Genomic DNA, 17,564 nt, shown 5'->3' on the forward strand with positions numbered 1-17,564 from the left:
CCATGAGCGACCCTATCAGCAACAAACCTGCTCCAGTCCTGCGCGAGTCGGCCACCTTTGATCGCCTGACCATTCAGGAAATCCAGCGTGCTGCGGAAACCGGCATCTACGACATTCGCGGTGGCGGCACAAAACGCAAACTGCCGCACTTCGACGACCTGCTGCTGCTTGGCGCAAGCGTCTCGCGCTACCCGCTGGAAGGCTATCGCGAGAAGTGCGGCACCGACGTGGTGCTGGGTAATCGTTTCGCCAAAAAGCCGCTGTACCTGAAAATTCCGGTGACCATTGCAGGCATGAGCTTCGGCGCATTGTCGGCCAACGCCAAGGAAGCGCTGGGCCGCGGCGCAACCATTGCCGGCACCAGTACCACCACCGGCGATGGCGGCATGACTCCGGAAGAGCGCGGTCAGTCGCAGCATCTGGTCTACCAGTACCTGCCATCGCGTTACGGCATGAATCCCGACGATCTGCGCAAGGCCGATGCCATCGAAATCGTCCTGGGGCAGGGCGCCAAACCCGGTGGCGGCGGCATGTTGCTGGGCATGAAAGTGACCGAGCGCGTGGCTGGCATGCGCACCTTGCCGGTCGGCGTCGATCAGCGTTCTGCGTGCCGACACCCGGACTGGACCGGCCCCGACGATCTGGCAATCAAGATTGCCGAGATCCGCGAGATCACCGACTGGGAAAAGCCTATCTACGTGAAGATAGGTGCCAGCCGCCCGTACTACGACGTCAAGCTGGCAGTGAAGGCTGGTGCTGACGTTATTGTGCTCGACGGCATGCAGGGCGGTACTGCGGCCACTCAGGAAGTGTTCATCGAACACGTCGGCATTCCGATTCTGCCCGCCATCCCGCAAGCCGTGCAGGCGCTGCAGGAGATGGGCATGCATCGCAAGGTGCAGTTGATCGTCTCCGGCGGCATCCGCAACGGCGCCGATGTGGCCAAGGCCATGGCTCTGGGCGCTGATGCAGTGGCAATTGGTACAGCCGCTTTGATAGCCCTGGGCGACAATCATCCGCGTCTCGACGAAGAACTGAGAAAGATTGGCTCGGCAGCGGGTTACTACGACGACTGGCAGAACGGCCGCGACCCTGCGGGCATCACCACCCAGGACCCGGAACTGTCCAAACGTCTCGACCCGGTCGAAGGCGGTCGGCGTCTGGCCAACTACCTGCGCGTGCTGGTGCTGGAGGCTCAGACCATGGCCCGCGCCTGCGGCAAGTCGCACCTGCACAACCTCGACCCGGAAGACCTGGTGGCGCTGACCGTCGAGTCTGCGGCGATGGCCCGAGTGCCCCTGGCCGGGACATCTTGGATTCCTGGCTCGGGTTCTGGTTACTAGTGCCATAACGTGCTTTTCGACCGCGATGGCACCGACTGACGCCATAACGTGCTTTTCGATCACGATGGCACAGACGACGCAGAGTGCGACGTTAGTGACGGCTGAGTCCTGGCACTGATCCGGGGGTAGCCTGGCAGGACGCCAGGCTAGCCGCACCGGACCATGGATGGTCCGTTGCGGCGACCCCCGGATCAGTGACAGGGCGAAGGAACCCGACGAAGTCGGGCCGGAAACAGGAGCGAAGGGATTTGCCTACTTTGGCCCCATCAAAGTAGGTCGCCGAGGGGCGAAAAGGTGACTCAAGTCGAGCCTGAATCTCACTGAGTCGCAGAACTGTGTGACGCGGAGCGTCACGAACGGCATTACCACGCGGAGCGTGGGAACGAGAATTAGCCCCCCCCAAGAGGCCGAAGAGCCTCGCCTGTCTCGATGACCTTTCTTGCTGCCAGACACTTTCCATTCATTTGCGGGAGCTTTGAACATGGTCAATCGTCTACACGGCAAATCCCTTACAGCTTTACTCGCGCCAGGCGCCTTCGCTCCGATTGCGCAGGCAGCTGACGCCCCCGTTCTGAACACCGGCAGCACGGCGTGGATGATCACCGCAGCTGTGCTGGTGCTGTTCATGTGCCTTCCGGGGCTGGCGCTGTTTTACGGCGGGCTGGTACGGGCCAAGAACATGTTGTCGCTGTTCACTCAGTGCTTCGGCATTGCCGGAGTGGTCGGCGTGCTGTGGGTCATCTACGGGTACAGCATGGTAGTGGATACCAGCAACATGGTCGAAGGGCAGGTGAGCTTCAACAGCTTTGTCGGCGGACTGAGCCGCGCGTTTCTGGCCGGCATGACCCCCGACAGTCTGGTCGGTGACATTCCGGAAGGCGTGTTTGTGACCTTCCAGATGACCTTCGCCATTATCACGCCTGCGCTGATTGCCGGAGCCTTTGCCGAACGCATGAAATTCTCGGCCGCGCTGCTGTTCATGGCGCTCTGGTTTACGCTGGTGTATGCGCCGGTCGCGCATATGGTCTGGGGCGGGGCAGGTGCACTGATGCATAACTGGGGCGTGCTGGATTTTGCCGGTGGCACCGCTGTGCACATCAATGCCGGTGTCGCGGCACTGGCGGCGTGTCTGGTGCTTGGCAAACGCAAGGGCTATCAGAATACCCCGATGCCTGCGCACAACCTGAGCCTGACCATGGCTGGCGCGGCGATGCTCTGGGTCGGCTGGTTTGGTTTCAATATCGGCTCTGGTGGCGGCCTGAACGGCACTTCCGGCATCGTCATGCTCAACACGCAAGTGGGGTCCTGCGCCGGGATACTCGGCTGGATGTTCACCGAGTGGTTCAAGGTCGGCAAACCCAGCGCGCTGGGTCTGGCAAGCGGGGCGCTGGCGGGGCTGGTCGGCATTACGCCTGCCTGTGCCTATGTCGGCGTCGGCGGGGCACTGGCGATTGGCGTGCTGTGCGGGGTGTTCTGCTACCTGAGCGTGACCGTGCTGAAAAAACGCCTGGGTTATGACGACAGCCTCGACGTGTTCGGCCTGCACGGCATCGGCGGCATGATCGGCGCAGTGCTGACCGGCGTGTTCTGCGTGCCCTCACTGGGCGGGCTGGTGCCGGATGTCAGCATGGGAGCTCAGGTAATTGCCCAGATCAAAGGCGCGCTGTTCACCACGGTATATTGCTTCGCAGTCAGCTGGATCATCCTCAAGGCCGTGCAGGCACTGATCGGCCTGCGTGCGCATGAATCAGTGGAAGAGATGGGGCTGGATCTGGCCGAGCATAACGAGCGGGCTTATAACCATTGAAGGTTGGCCTTAACTGAGTGGAGCGAGAGTAAAGTCCAGACACCTCTCGTTCCGCACGCTCCAGCGTGGGAATGCATTTCGCGACGCTCTGCGTCGCAAGGGACGCGGAGCGTCCTGAACTGCACGCCAACCCGGAGTATTGGCAAGCGAGCTGTCGTTCTCGTTCAGCTCAACGAAACACCGGCACCACGTGCTTGATAAACAGCTCAAGTGATTTTTTCTTCTCCGCGTGCGGCAAGCTGTTGTCGCACCAGAAACTGAACTCGTCGACTCCCAGCTCCTGGTAATGGCGGATGCGCGGGATGATCTCTTCCGGCGTGCCGATCATGGTGTTCTTGCGGATATTCTCCAGCTCGAACTCCGGACGCTCCTTGAATTTCTCTTCCGGGCTGGGTGCCAGAAAACCATTCACCGGCGTCTGCTTGTTGCCGAACCAGGCGTCGAAGGTGCGGTAGAACTTCGCGATGGCGGCAGCACCGGTTTTCCAGCCCTCAGGATTGTCCGCAGCATGCACATGCGTGTGGCGCAAAACCATCAGTTGTGGACGAGGTACGTCGGGGTTATTGGCCAGCGCTGCTTCGAACTTTTTCTTCAGGTCGACGACTTCTTCGTCGCCTTTCATCAATGGCGTGACCATCACGTTGCAGCCGTTCTGCACGGCGAAGTTATGCGAATCAGGGTCGCGAGCAGCGATCCACATGGGTGGCGTGTTGATTGGCTTGGGTACGGAGGTCGAAGTCGGGAATTTCCAGATATCGCCGTCGTGGGCATAGTCACCCTGCCACAGCGCACGGACTACCGGCACCATTTCGCGCAACGCCTTGCCGCCTTCGGAGGCCGGCATGCCGCCCGCCATGCGGTCGAACTCCACTTGATAGGCACCGCGCGCCAGGCCGACTTCCATGCGCCCGTTGCTGATCACATCCAGCAGCGCGCATTCTCCTGCCACCCGCAACGGATGCCAGAACGGCGCAATGATGGTACCCGCGCCCAGATGAATGCGCGTTGTTCTGGCGGCCAGGTACGCCAGCAGCGGCATGGGGCTCGGCGATATTGTGTATTCCATCGCATGGTGTTCGCCGATCCACACGGTGCTGAAACCGCCTTGCTCGGCCATCAGCGTCAGCTCGGTCAGGTCTTCGAAAAGCTGGCGATGACTGACACTTTCATCCCAGCGTTCCATGTGCACGAACAACGAAAACTTCATGACACTTACCTCGCTTAAATCCTGCTGCCTGCACGGGCATGGTGAGTTATTTCTGTCTGATGGTATACCGTAATACTTTACGTGCAAGCGTTTTTTGCGTCCGACGTGTTGGCTGGATGGCGAGGCAGCCGAAACGAAAAAAGCGCCTCATGAGAGGCGCTTTCGGGCGTAGTGAATTCAGCCGGGGAGGTGCTTGATCAGTGCGACATCAACTGCAGGCTTCGGACTCGATGTAGTCGGCTGTGGAATCGCGTATCACCGGACCCATGCCGCTGACGGCGCGAGCCTGTTGCATGATTTCCAGAGTAGAGCCGGTGCCCACCAGGTTCACTGTGTGATTGGCGCAGTTGTAGACGCGCTTGGAGTAGATCACGCCCAGCAGACCTTCACGTCGAGTGACGACGACGCGCGCTTGGGGACTGCCGCTTTTCTCCACCAGCGCGTGCTGCCCGGTCGGGTCATGGGGGACGTTTATGGTTTTGGCTTCGGCATGCGCCGACAGTGCGGGGATCATCAAGGCCAGTAAAAAGGCATGCAGTTTCATCGGTGCTCCTGCGGATGAACACGGTTTCATTGGATCCAAAAATACCCTAGCCATTTGATTCTGGATAGCTGGGCGATCAGCCTTCCGTCGGTTTGTTTCCGCTAAATTAAACACTGCATGAATGCGCAACCCGGCCAGACACTGTTGCCCTGGCAACAGTGTTTCGACAGCTTGCCGAAGTGCAAACAGTTGACGCTGTCCTCCAGGCATTGCAACTCGTTGATCTGTATTCATTTAACTGTCTGGCACGGTTGCTGCTCTGTGGTTCTGCAAGCCCGTTCGACTAATGCGCTCGGGAAGCCTGCAGTCAGAGGAGTGCCGATATGAGCCAATCTTCCATAAAATTTGCGTACTGGGTGCCGAACGTCAGCGGTGGTCTGGTCGTCAGCAAGATCGAACAGCGTACCAGTTGGACCATCGACTACAACCGCAAGCTGGCGCAGATCGCCGAACAATCCGGTTTCGAATATGCGCTGACGCAAATTCGCTTCACTGCCGGTTACGGTGCGGAATTCCAGCATGAGTCCGTAGCGTTCAGCCATGCTCTGTTGGCGGCCACCGAAAAGCTCAAAGTCATTGCAGCAATATTGCCAGGTCCATGGACGCCCTCTGTTGCGGCCAAGCAACTGGCAACCATTGATCAGCTCACCGCCGGGCGCGTGGCGGTCAATATTGTCAGTGGCTGGTTCAAGGGCGAGTTTCAGGCCATTGGCGAACCCTGGCTGGAGCACGACGAGCGCTATCGCCGTTCCGAAGAGTTCATTCGGGCCCTCAAGGGTATCTGGACCACCGACAATTTTACCTTCAAGGGCGACTTCTATCGCTTCCACGATTACACCCTCAAACCCAAGCCGATCCAGCGTCCTCATCCCGAGATCTTTCAGGGCGGCAGCTCACGTGCTGCGCGGGATATGGCGGCCCGGGTGTCAGACTGGTATTTCACCAACGGCAATACTATCGAAGGCATCAAGGCTCAGGTTGATGACATTCGAGCCAAGGCCGCCGCGAACGGCCATTCGGTGAAGATCGGCGTCAATGCCTTCATCATTGCCCGGGACACCGAAGAAGAGGCGCGAGCGGTGCTGGCTGAAATTGTCGACAAGGCAGATCCGGAAGCCGTCAATGCGTTTGGTGATGCCGCGAAACAGGCCGGCAAGGCCAGCCCGGAAGGCGAGGGCAATTGGGCCAAATCCACCTTTCAGGATCTGGTGCAGTACAACGATGGCTTCAAGACCAATTTGATCGGCACGCCGCGTCAGATTGCCGAGCGCATCGTCGAGCTCAAGTCCGTTGGTGTCGATCTGGTACTTTCCGCATTTCTGCATTTCCAGGAAGAAGTCGCCTATTTCGGCGAGCACGTGCTGCCTTTAGTGCGCGAGCTGGAAGCTGCGGCACTGCGCAAACCTGTCGCCGAAACAGCATGAAGCCCGGCAAATACGTGCGTCCTGCCTTGCCCCTGTAAGCGAGCTTCGCTTCCAGCCCCTTCAGAAAACAGCCCTCCAGAAAATCAGGCACCACTGTGATCCAGTGCGTGCCTGCCTGCGTATGTTGAACCCCGATCAACCAATAGACCGCTGTACGTGGCATTATGATACCACTCTCTGGCATGCTTCATTAATGCCAGGCCTTCAGGTACGGCCGAACGCTTGCCGACAATGGCAGTTGATAGCGAAAGGATTGTCGATGGCCCCTGAGCAATCAGGTCCGGTTTTCAGAAAAACCAGATGCACTGGTTCTCACCTGTTGTGGAGGCAAGTTTTGAAACGCGACCTTCGGCTTGCGTCATGGCTGATCTTCGTAGTGTGCGCCTGCGTGGTGATGTTGATGGCCTGGCAAGCATGGACCGCGCGCCGCAACACGCTGGAGAACATCCAGACCAGCACGATTAATCTGGCTGGGGCGCTGAGCACTTACACCGATGGCATTTTCAAACAAAGCGAGCTGATGCTGATCGGCCTGACGGAGCGTGTCGAAAACGACGGTGCCGGGCCCGAGCAGATGGAGCGTCTCAGATGGGTCATTGCCCGTGAAATGGGCGCATTGCCGCAAATCGACACGGTTTCGCTGTACAACGCTGACGGCATTTGCACCTTTTCAACCAATCCCAAGGCCATTGGCGTCAACAGCGCCCAGCGCGAGTTCTTTCAGCACCACCTGCAGACGCCTGGCAAAGCACCTTTCATCGGCCCGACGATCCGCAGTCGTGCCTCCGGCGAATGGGTCATATCGGTCAGCAGGCGCATCAACCACCCTGACTCGAGTTTTGCCGGGCTGATGGTCGTGACCATTGGTGTCGATCATCTGTTGAAGTTCTATTCGGATATTCAGGTCGGCAAAACCGGCATCATCAGCCTCACGTCGGCGGCCGGGCAGTTGCGTGTGCGCTATCCGCACCTGGAAGCGGAAATCGGGCGTGACCTCTCATCGACGCCGATCTTTACTTCTGAGCGCAATCGACCCTCTGGCACCACTCAGTTTGTCTCCAGAATCGACGGTGTTGCGCGTTTTTATGCGTTCAAGCGCAGCGCCGTGTACCCGATTGTCACTGTGGTCGCGCTGGGCCAGAAAGAGGCCATGCTCGACTGGTTGGGCCAGACCAAGCAGTCGATTCTGGTCATGCTGGTGCTGCTCGGGCTGGTGGTCGGCCTTGGCATCCGCCTGATCGGGCACATTCACAGCCGCATCCGCGCGGAAGATCAGTTACTCGATTCTCAGGCAGCCCTCATCCAGTTGAATCAGCACCTGGAGTTCATAGCCTCGGAAGACAAGCTCACCGGGCTGGCCAATCGCAGACGGTTCGATCAGTTTCTGGAGGTTGAATTCAAGCGTGCCAGACGCGAGCGCAGCCTTCTGTCACTGATTCTGATAGATGCCGATCATTTCAAGCGCTACAACGATCACTACGGCCATCTGGCCGGTGACGAGTGCCTGGTGGCACTGGCCCGTGTGGTCGAACAATGCATCCGCCGCCCCGGTGATGTCGCTGCTCGTTATGGCGGTGAAGAGATCGCGGTGGTGCTGCCCGGCACTGACGAGTCGAGTGCTCGTCAGGTGGCCGAGAACATCCTGCAGGCTATCCGCGACGAGCAGATCGAGCATCCCGCCAGCCCGTTTGGCATCGTGACGGTCAGCCTCGGTGTTGCCACATTCGTCGGCACGGATCGACAGCTCGACCAGCGCAGCCTGATCGAACTTGCCGACCGTGCGCTGTATGCTGCCAAGTCGCAAGGTCGCAACCGTGTGAATGTGGCGTCGGAAATCGCTACCAGCACACTGCCGGCCTGGACCCGCGTCAAGGCATCGGCGGACCCGCAAACCGGCAGCAGACCAACGGCGGAGTGACGGGATTGAAGCCCGCCAGCCCGCTGGCCGCTTACTGTTTATTGTTTCTCGGGCAGGTGTTTATCGTCATTAACCTGCTGTACATGCGGCTTACGGCGCAACACTGACAGCACCCAGACAAAAAATATCGGCACCAGAATCACGCCCAGCAGTGTAGCGCTGAGCATGCCGCCTATGACGCCGGTGCCGATCGCGCGCTGGCTCGCAGCGCCTGCGCCGGTCGCCAGCGTGAGGGGCACGACGCCAAGGATGAAGGCCAGCGATGTCATGACAATCGGCCGAAAGCGCAGTCGCGCAGCCTGAAGTGCCGCGTCACGCAGCGAATGGCCTTGATCCCACAGCTCCTTGGCGAATTCGACGATGAGAATCGCGTTCTTTGCTGCCAGCCCGATGATGGTGATCAACCCGACCTTGAAATACACATCGTTAGGCATGCCGACCGCAGTCACTGCCAGCACGGAGCCCAGCGCACCGACGGGTACGATCAGCATCACCACCAGCGGAATCGCCCAGCTTTCATACAGCGCAACCAGCAGCAGGAACACCACCAGCAGCGCCAGGCCGAACAGGCCGGCTGCCTGGCCGCTGGCGACTCTTTCCTGATAGGAGAGGCCGGTCCATTCATAGCCGATGCCTTGCGGCAGCTCGGAAACGATCCGTTCGATTTCCGCCATCGCTTCACCTGTACTCACACCCGGTGCTGCATCGCCGGAAATCCTGAACGCGGGGTAGCCGTTGTAGCGGGCGATCTGCACCGGGCCTTGTTCCCATTGCGTCGAAACGAATGCGCCCAGCGGCACTAGCGTGCCGCTGCTGTTGGGCACGTAGAGCTTGAGTACGCTTTCCGGAGTCATTCGCGAACTTTGTTCTGCCTGCACGACCACACGCTGCTGACGTCCGGCATTGGCGAAATCGCTGATCACCGAGGAGCCGAAGGCGGTGGACAGCGCATTGCTGATCGATTCGAAACTCACGCCAAGCGCACGGGCTTTTTCGCGGTCGATATTCAGGCGCAATTGCGGCGCTTCGGCCAGACCTTCCATCATCGCGTAGAGAATCTTCGGGTTGCCGTTGGCCTCGCCGAGCAGCTTGTCGCGTGCCGCCAGCAGGGCTTCGCGGCCCAGGCCTGCACGGTCCTGCAGGCGCAGTGAGAAGCCGCCCGAGGTGCCCAGGCCATCAATGGGCGGAGGCGTCACCGCCATCACCGTACCGTCGGCGAGCCCGGTAAAATGCTGGTTGAACGCCGCCGCTTCTTCAGCTGCCGACTGGCCCTTGCCGCGCTCCGACCAGTCCTTCAGGGTCGGGAACGCAAGACCGGCGTTTTCACCCATGCCCGAGAAGCTGAAGCCCAGCAGCATGGTCACCGCACCTGTGGCTTCGCGGGACAACATGTAGTTCTCGAGCAATTGCGCGGTGAGGTCGGTACGCGACCGGGTCGCGCCGGGCGGCAGTTGCACGTCGATGATCAGATAGCCCTGATCTTCCACGGGCACAAAGGACGCCGGCAGACGCAGGTAGAAAAGGCCCAGCAGACCGACAATCCCGACGTACAACAGCATGTAGCGGCCAGCGCGTTTGATCATGCTGGAACTGACCCGTTCGTAACGGTCGGTGAATCTACCGAACAGCCGATTGAAGCCGCCGAAGAACCCGCGCTTCTCACTGTGCCCGGCCGGAATCGGCTTGAGCAACGTGGCACACAGTGCCGGGGTAAAGGTCAGGGCCAGGAAACCCGAGAACAGAATCGACACGGCCAGCGACAGCGAGAACTGCTGGTAGATGACCCCGACCGAACCCCCCATGAACGCCAGCGGCAGAAACACTGCGGCCAGTACCAGCGTGATACCGAAAATCGCGCCGGAGACCTGCTGCATCGCCTTGACTGTTGCGGCTGCCGGAGAAAGGCCTTCTTCGGCCATGATCCGCTCGACGTTTTCCACCACCACAATGGCGTCGTCGACCAGAATACCGATGGCCAGCACCATGCCGAACATGGTCATCATGTTCACCGAGAAGCCCATCAGGTACATGATCGCCAGGGTCCCGGCCAGACACACCGGCACCACGATGGTCGGGATAAGCGTGTAGCGAATGTTCTGCAGAAACAGAAACATCACTAGAAACACCAGCACCATGGCCTCGATCAGGGTGTAGATCACCTTGTCGATGGCCACGTCGACGAAGCGCGAGGTGTCGTACGGTATCGAAAACTCGACGCCTTCCGGGAAATTGACCGACAGCTCGGTGAGGCGCTGATTGACTGCCCGGGCAGTCTGGATCGCATTGGCACCTGGCGACAGTTGCACGGCACCGGCCACTGCACGTTGCCCGTTCAGGCGCGATTCAAAACTGTAATCCTGACTGCCGATGGCCACGCGTGCCACATCGGACAAATGCACCGTGGAGCCGTCTTCGTTGGCACGCAATACGATGCGGCCGAACTCCTCCGGGTTGTCCAGCGTGCCCTTGACCGCCAGTGTCGCGGTCAATTCCTGCAGTGATGAGCCCGGGCTGCTGCCGAAGCTGCCTGCGGGAACCTGCACGTTCTGCGCACGAATGGCCGCATTCACGTCGTCGATGGACAGCCCATAGCCAACCAGCTTCTGCGGGTCGATCCAGACCCGCATTGCGGCTTCGGCGGCGAAAAACTGCAACCTGCCGACACCGTTCACCCGACTGATTTCGTTATTGACGTTGCGGGCCGCGTAGTCGGCCAGCGCGACCGTATCCTTGGTGGCCGAGCCGTCCTTGTAGTTCAGGGTAAAGATCAACAGGAAGCCGGAGCTGGCCTGTTCGACTTGCAGGCCCTGGCTGAGCACCGTCTGCGGCAGGCGCGCTTCAGCCTTCTTGATACGGTTCTGAACTTCAACCTGTGCCATGTCCGGGTTGGTGCCCGGTACGAATGTCACGTTGATTTCGGCGCTGCCGGTCGAGTTGCTGGTCGACTCGTAATACAGCATGCCCTTGGCACCGTTCAGCTCTTCCTCGATGACGCTGGTCACCGAGTCGACCAGCACTTTCGCGGATGCGCCGGGGTAAGTAGCGGTAATGGTGATCTGCGGCGGTGCCACATCAGGGTACTGCGCCACTGGCAAGGAGGGCAGGGCCATCAGGCCTGCCAGCAGAATGAACAGGGCCAGCACCCAGGCAAAGTTGGGTCGCTTGATAAAGAACAGAGACATGAACGGTGATCCTCGATCGCGCTGAAGGCGGCTTTATTGCGACTTGGATTGCGGCTGGGCGGAGGGCGATTTGGCGACGACCTTGTCACCGGAATTGAGCCCGGTCATGTTGCCGACGACAATCTGTTCACCTGCCTTCAGCCCCTCGGTGATCTGCCAGCGCGAATCCTGCATTGCGCCGGTTTTGACCGGACGCGCTTCGACCGTACCGTCCTGGGCAATCACCAGTACGCGAGCTGCGCCATCACTGGAGCGCTGAACGGCACGTTGCGGGACGAGAATGGCATTGGCATCGACCCGCTGCGGTGTGCGCACCCGCACATACATGCCCGGCAGCAACACGCCTTTGGGGTTGGCGAAGCGGGCGCGTAACGAAACCTGGCCGGTGGTCCGGTCTACTGCAACGTCGGTAAACAAAAGGGTGCCAGTGCTTTGATAGTCAGTACCGTCGACGCTCAGCGACAGCGCGTCTTCGCCACCCTTGGGCAGGCGACCTTCCTGAATGGCCTCGCGCATTTGCAAGGCGTCGGCAACCGGCTGGGTGAAGTCGGCGTAGACCGGGTCGAGTTGCTGGATGGTTGCCAGCAGGGTGGTTTCGCCCTGACCGACCAGCGCGCCTTCAGTGACCATCGCGCGGCCGATGCGCCCTGAAATCGGTGCCTTGACTGTGGCGTATCCCAGGTTCAGTCGGGCCGTTTCGACATCTGCCTGAGCCGACTTTTTAGCGGCGATGGCGTTTTGCAGCGCAGAGCGGGCGGTGTCGAAGGTCTGGCGGCTGACCGCTTCGATTTCGACCAGCGAATCGTAACGTTTGACCGTAGCCTGAGTTTCGAACAGTGTGGCTTCTGTGCGGGCCAGGTCGCCCTGAGCCTTGGACAGCGCGGCCTTGAACGGTGCCGGGTCGATCTGGAACAGCACCGCGCCCGCTTTCACATCGGCGCCTTCCTCGAAATTGCGCGTGAGCACGATACCGGCCACCCGGGCGCGTACCTGCGCCACACGAACCGGTTCGATACGGCCGGGCAGTTCATCAACGACCGTGAACGATTCGGCTTTGACCGCAATGGCCTCCACCTCTTTGGGCGCTGTCGATGCAGCGTGATCCTGCTGCTGTTTCTGCTCGCACCCGGCCAGACCCAACACTGCCAGCAGCGCTACCGCAGGCATGACACGCCAATCGCTCAAACCACTCATCGCTCACCCGGGCGCAGCCCATCAGACACTAAAGCCGCGAATGATCTACCGTGTAAGAGAGTGAGTCAACATTGACTCATGTGAGACGTTAGTGACTAATTGTGTATAGGCTTTGAGAACGCGGTAAGGTTTCTGCACAATGCGCCGCCTGCCACTTAACACGAGTTGAAGACGTACCCGATGGAATTACCTGCCGCTGACGACAAATTTCTGAAAGCCCTGGCCGTTGCGCTGGTTGACCACTCCAACGGTACGCTCAAGGATATTGCTCAAGCGGCTGGCGTCAGCAAGGCGACGCTCAACCGCTTCTGCGGCACCCGCGCCAACCTCGTGGAACTGTTGCTCAATCACGCCTCGGACCTGATGAACCAGATGGTTGCCGACGCGGATCTGCAGCATGCTCCGCCGCCGGAAGCGCTTCAACGACTGGTCGACAATCACCTCATGCACCGCGAAATGCTGGTCTTTCTGGTGTTTCAGTGGCGCCCGGATTCGCTCGATGAAAGCAGCGGAGGACGCCGCTGGTTGCCTTACTCCGACGCCCTCGATGCGTTTTTCCTGCGTGGGCAGCATGAAGGTCTGTTCCGGATCGACGTCAGTGCGGCCGTCCTTACCGAAATGTTCGCAGCGCTGCTCTCCGGGATGGTCGACGCCGAACGCCGCGGCCGTGTGGCACGCGCCGGTATGGGCGCATTGGTGACGCAGTTTTTTCTGCATGGCGCGGCGGCACGATAAGCAAATCTGTGCGGATGTCAGAAATCATAGGCAATCTTGCTGTACCAGAACCCTCCGCCCGGATAGAACGGTGAGTTGCCGTACAGGTTGAGTCCTACGGCGGAAGGAATTGCGTGCTTGTCCGGGCGCACATCGAAGATATTGGTGCCGCCAACACTGATGGTGATGTTGTCGTAGAGGGTGTAGGACACATCCAGGTCGGTGATCCACTTGGCCCCGAAGCTGCGATCACCGCTTTCCAGCTGCTGGAGGGTCTTGACCTTGCCGTAACGGGTGGTTTGCAGATTCACGCCCAGGTCGCCCAGCGTCCATTTGCCGCCCAGTACCCATTTGGTTTTCGGTTGAGCATCGGTCAGGTCGCCCTCGCGGGCCCGGCCGACCCAGGTCAGGCTGCCGCCAGGGTTGCTGCCCAAGCCCTGCAAGGCTGCCGGTGCGTCCTTGACGTCGGTGATAATCGTCTTGTTGTAGTTGAACCCGGCGCTCCAGCGCACGTTGCCCCATGCACCGTACTGGCTGGAATGGTCGAGGACGATGTCCAGGCCGCGGGTGCGGGTGTCAAACGCGTTGGCGTAATACGAAGTCCAGGTGCTGGTGTCCACACCTTGAGCCGCCAGGATGGGCGCCAGCGCTGGGCCGTACAGGCTTTCGGTACGGGCGATGCGGTCGTCGATCTCGATCCAGTAGGCGTCTGCGGTCAGGCTGGTGCGCGGTGCCGGTTGCCAGGTCACGCCGAACCCCAGATTGCGCGATTTTTCCGGGTCCAGGGTGGTCGCACCGAGCGCCTGGGCCAGCGCCGAGTTGACCGGCGCGATGCGCGTCACGGCGGGCACGATGGTGCCATCCGGCGCAGCACCGACCCGGTTGTCCGAGATGCTGTAGCCGACCTGGGTCAGCGAGGGCGCACGAAAGCCCGTGCCGACGGTGCCGCGTACGGCGAAGGTGTCGGTAAATTCGTAACGCGAGTTGAGCTTGGCACTGACCGTGTTGCCCGAGTCATCGTCGAAATGCTCTGCACGCAGCGCCAGGTCGACAAACAACGGTTCTATCGGGGTGATACCGAAATCGACGTAAGCTGCGTAGTTGTTGCGTTGCAGGCTGGTGGCATCCTGCGGCGAGATGACCGCCGCGGCCTGGGCGGCAATCGACGCCAGCTGTCCGGCCAGCGGGTTGGCCTGACCATTGGGCAGAGTAGGCGGAAAGCGATAGCCGCCCACCTGATAGGCCTGCGCGTCGCCGGAAAACGTTCGGAACCGCTCCCAGCGATGTTCAAGCCCTGCGGACACTTGCAGCGGCACGCCAAACAGCCCGTCGAACGCACGGGTGATGTCGACGTTGTTGACCCATTGCTCGAATCGATAGGTTGCCAGGTCGTCGAACGACGTCGGCGAGGCCGGTCCCAGCGACGGGTTGATGGTCAGATCGCTGTACTGATGGTTGTTGTTGCGCCCGTATGTAGTGCTCAGGTCCCAGTTCCAGCCCAGCGCTTCACCCTTGGCGCCAATCAGGTACTGATAGTCGGTGTCGTCCAGATTGTTCAGCGGGTAGTAGCCGTCGGCAAACAGTTCGGGAACGTTGGCGTTGCTGTTGGGATAGCGGAAGTAGTTGTTGATGATGGCGTCGCGTTGTCCGTAAGTGCCGTAGGAATACAGCTTCGTCTGATCATTCAGCGGCAGTTCGGCGTTGTAGGCCAGGTTGAACGCCTTGATCTGCGGGTCGCCATTCTTCACGCCGACCCGGTCCCACGTCGCCTCTCGAGGGTCGCCGGGAAAGTAGGCGTTATTGGTGGCTTTTTCGTTCCAGCTGGCATCGCCACGCTTGCGTGCGTCGGCCGAAAGATGCAGAAAGCCGCCGTCACCCAGTTCGAAGCCGGTGTCCCCTTCGAATTTGGTCACTTCGCCCTCACCGCTGTACAGCTTGCCGTACGTCACCCCCAGATGGCCGCCCTCGGCGCTGGATTTGAGAATCACGTTGATCACCCCGGCAATCGCATCCGAGCCGTATTGCGCAGCGGCACTGTCCTTGAGCACCTCGATGCGCTCCACCGCGCTGATCGGGATCATGTCGATGTCCACCGAGTTCGCGCCGCTGCTGTCGGTCGAGCCATTGGCGGGCAGGGCGCTGTTATGGCGGCGTTTGCCATTGACCAGCACCAGCGTATAGGCCGGTGCAAGGCTGCGGTTGGACAACGGGCGGATGGTCGAGTTATAGCCTGCGACGTTGGTGCCATAGTTGAACGAAGGCAGCAGTTTGGCGATGGCTTCGGTCAGGTCGGCGCGACCGGTTTTCAGTAACTGATCGCTGGTTACGATATCAATCGGGGCCGGGCTTTCAGTCACGGTGCGCTGTGTACCGCGAACCCCGGTGGAAATCACCGTGACCTTCTCCAGCCGGGCCTCACGGTCGAGGGTTTCATCGGCGGCCTGAGCGGGGTTCATCAGGCCAAGGCCGACAAGCGCTATGCTTTTTATCAGCGGTTTGCGCAGGGCGTGGCGGGGAGCGTGAGCGGGTAAGGCCATGACGGAGTGATCCTTGGGCAATGCTGAGAAAGTTCTGGGCACCTCCACAAGGCAAGGGTCGGTTTGCTGGCGAATATAGGGTTATGAAACGAGCCTGTGAAAGGCCTTTTGGTTATATGTTAATTATAAAAATATTGAATTATTTTTATTTGTTATATGTGTTGTATGCATTTAAAGCGTTGCGCACGGGTGGTCGGTAACAGTACTTGAGGGTGGTAATGCTGCCTGTGCTGTTTTGTCGCACGACGTATTGCAGCCCATGAGGCCTACGTTTGCGCGCCTGCTCATGGTTTGAAACAGGATTGGCGGTATTCCCTGTTGCCTTGGGGTGGTAAATTCGCCGCCTTTGAATGTGTCAGAACCCACGCGCCTAACCCTCCAGGGGACGCAAGACATGACGTACCAACCGACCCGCCGCGAGGTGGTCACAGGCCTCTCGTTGCTGAGCCTTGGCCTGCTGACTGGCTGCGGCAATTCCAATGCCTTGCCGTTCAAGCACGGCAAAGACATGAGCAACGAGATAGTTGGCCGCAACTTCCGACTCAAGGATGCACAAGGCAACGTCAAGACCCTGTCGAGTTTTCGTGGCCTGATGCCGATGATCTTCTTCGGCTTCACCCAATGCCCGGCCATTTGCCCGACGGCACTGGCGCGAGCTGCACAGATCAGAAAGCTGATGGGCGAAGAGGGCAAGACCCTTCAGGTAGTGTTCATTACCCTCGACCCGGAGCGTGATACGCCCGAGGTGATCGACGCCTACGTGAAGGCTTTCGATCCGACCTTCGTCGCCCTGTCCGGTACGCTTGAAGAAACGGCCGCAACGGCAAAGGAGTTCGGCGTATTCTTCGAAAAGGTCCCGCTGGGCGACACCTACACGATCTCGCATACCGCCACCAGTTATGTCTACGACACCCGCGGCGTGCTGCGCCTGGGCTTGTCGCACAGGCTGTCCGCCCAACAATGCACTGAAGATCTGCTCACTTTGATGGAAGTATGCTGATGACCGTTCTGATTCGTAACGTCGCAAAGCCGCTGTTGTTGACCCTTTCGCTGCTGGGCCTGAGCGCTCAGGCGCTGGCCGAAACCAAAGTCGATGACGCCTGGGTGCGTGCCACCGTGCCGGGCCAGTCCGCCACTGGTGCGTTCATGCGCATCACTTCGGACACGGACAGCAAGCTGGTCGACGTTGCTTCACCTGTTGCGAAAACCGTGCAGATCCATGAGATGAGCATGAAAGGCGACGTGATGAGCATGCAGCGCGTCAACTCGGTTGACCTGCCAGCCGGCAAACCGGTGATGCTCGATTCCGACGGCTACCACGTGATGTTCATGGGCCTTGCAGCGCAGGTCAAAGAGGGTGATCAGGTGCCTCTGACCCTGACCGTGGAAGACGCCAAGGGCGTGAAAGAGTCGATTCAGGTCACCGCAGTCGCCAAGTCGCTGACCAGCGACGAGCACAGCGGGCATGGTGATCACAGCGGTCATTGAGCCTGATCTACCTGACGACTATCGTTCCTCACGCTCCAGCGTGGGAATGCCTCTCGTGACGCTCCGCGTCACAACTCTGCGCCGCACTGCAATTCAAGAGAGGACGCAGAGCGTCCAGAACGGCATGCGACGCGGAGCGTCGCACGATAGTTGATCTACCTGACGACTATCGTTCCTCACGCTCCAGCGTGGGAATGCCTCTCGTG

The 17,564-nt window shown here is 59.9% G+C and carries 12 protein-coding genes; 7 read left to right on the forward strand and 5 right to left on the reverse strand.

Annotated elements, in window-relative coordinates; genetic code table 11:
* Positions 1-2 precede the first annotated feature (2 nt).
* Positions 3-1,343 carry an FMN-binding glutamate synthase family protein gene (locus tag RYA97_RS26285; RefSeq protein ID WP_005744225.1) on the forward strand — a complete coding sequence of 447 codons (1,341 nt, stop codon included), beginning with the start codon at positions 3-5 and terminating at the stop codon, positions 1,341-1,343.
* A 481-nt stretch (positions 1,344-1,824) separates the two neighbouring features.
* Positions 1,825-3,150, forward strand: coding sequence for an ammonium transporter (locus RYA97_RS26290; RefSeq protein WP_005779665.1), 1,326 nt, complete (start codon positions 1,825-1,827; stop codon positions 3,148-3,150).
* Positions 3,151-3,319: 169 nt separating this feature from the next.
* Here the strand turns inward: RYA97_RS26290 and RYA97_RS26295 are convergent, their stop codons facing one another.
* Both RYA97_RS26295 and RYA97_RS26300 read right to left on the reverse strand, forming a co-directional pair.
* The gene (locus RYA97_RS26295) at positions 3,320-4,357 is read right to left on the reverse strand and encodes an LLM class flavin-dependent oxidoreductase (RefSeq protein ID WP_316893356.1); all 1,038 of its coding nucleotides are present in this window, start codon (positions 4,355-4,357) and stop codon (positions 3,320-3,322) included.
* 208 nt (positions 4,358-4,565) lie between these two features.
* Positions 4,566-4,901, reverse strand: a complete 336-nt coding sequence (locus tag RYA97_RS26300) for a hypothetical protein (protein WP_004665564.1) — start codon at positions 4,899-4,901, stop codon at positions 4,566-4,568.
* Positions 4,902-5,224: 323 nt separating this feature from the next.
* Between RYA97_RS26300 and sfnG the strand changes: the two genes are divergently transcribed.
* The gene (gene sfnG / locus RYA97_RS26305; protein WP_005779663.1) at positions 5,225-6,325 is read left to right on the forward strand and encodes a dimethylsulfone monooxygenase SfnG; all 1,101 of its coding nucleotides are present in this window, start codon (positions 5,225-5,227) and stop codon (positions 6,323-6,325) included.
* 334 nt (positions 6,326-6,659) lie between these two features.
* A complete protein-coding gene (locus RYA97_RS26310; RefSeq protein ID WP_005744219.1) occupies positions 6,660-8,243 on the forward strand; it encodes a sensor domain-containing diguanylate cyclase in 1,584 nt (527 codons plus the stop codon).
* A gap of 38 nt (positions 8,244-8,281) precedes the next feature.
* Here RYA97_RS26310 and RYA97_RS26315 read toward each other — a convergent pair whose 3' ends face one another.
* Positions 8,282-11,425, reverse strand: a complete 3,144-nt coding sequence (locus RYA97_RS26315) for an efflux RND transporter permease subunit (protein ID WP_316893358.1) — start codon at positions 11,423-11,425, stop codon at positions 8,282-8,284.
* A gap of 33 nt (positions 11,426-11,458) precedes the next feature.
* Complete coding sequence (locus tag RYA97_RS26320) at positions 11,459-12,619, reverse strand: efflux RND transporter periplasmic adaptor subunit (RefSeq protein WP_005744217.1); 1,161 nt, start codon at positions 12,617-12,619, stop codon at positions 11,459-11,461.
* Positions 12,620-12,799: 180 nt separating this feature from the next.
* On the opposite strand from RYA97_RS26320, the gene RYA97_RS26325 reads away from it, so the two are divergent.
* Positions 12,800-13,354, forward strand: a complete 555-nt coding sequence (locus tag RYA97_RS26325) for a TetR/AcrR family transcriptional regulator (RefSeq protein WP_005744216.1) — start codon at positions 12,800-12,802, stop codon at positions 13,352-13,354.
* Positions 13,355-13,371: 17 nt separating this feature from the next.
* Here RYA97_RS26325 and RYA97_RS26330 read toward each other — a convergent pair whose 3' ends face one another.
* A complete protein-coding gene (locus RYA97_RS26330; RefSeq protein WP_046835077.1) occupies positions 13,372-15,870 on the reverse strand; it encodes a TonB-dependent receptor plug domain-containing protein in 2,499 nt (832 codons plus the stop codon).
* Positions 15,871-16,264: 394 nt separating this feature from the next.
* On the opposite strand from RYA97_RS26330, the gene RYA97_RS26335 reads away from it, so the two are divergent.
* Both RYA97_RS26335 and RYA97_RS26340 read left to right on the forward strand, forming a co-directional pair.
* Positions 16,265-16,870, forward strand: coding sequence for an SCO family protein (locus tag RYA97_RS26335; protein WP_004658527.1), 606 nt, complete (start codon positions 16,265-16,267; stop codon positions 16,868-16,870).
* The gene (locus RYA97_RS26340) at positions 16,864-17,358 is read left to right on the forward strand and encodes a copper chaperone PCu(A)C (protein ID WP_004658526.1); all 495 of its coding nucleotides are present in this window, start codon (positions 16,864-16,866) and stop codon (positions 17,356-17,358) included. Before RYA97_RS26335 ends, RYA97_RS26340 begins: the two co-directional genes overlap by 7 nt.
* Positions 17,359-17,564 lie beyond the last annotated feature (206 nt).

It is taken from the genome of Pseudomonas syringae group sp. 26L6 (assembly GCF_032587815.1).
Lineage (GTDB): Bacteria > Pseudomonadota > Gammaproteobacteria > Pseudomonadales > Pseudomonadaceae > Aquipseudomonas > Aquipseudomonas amygdali.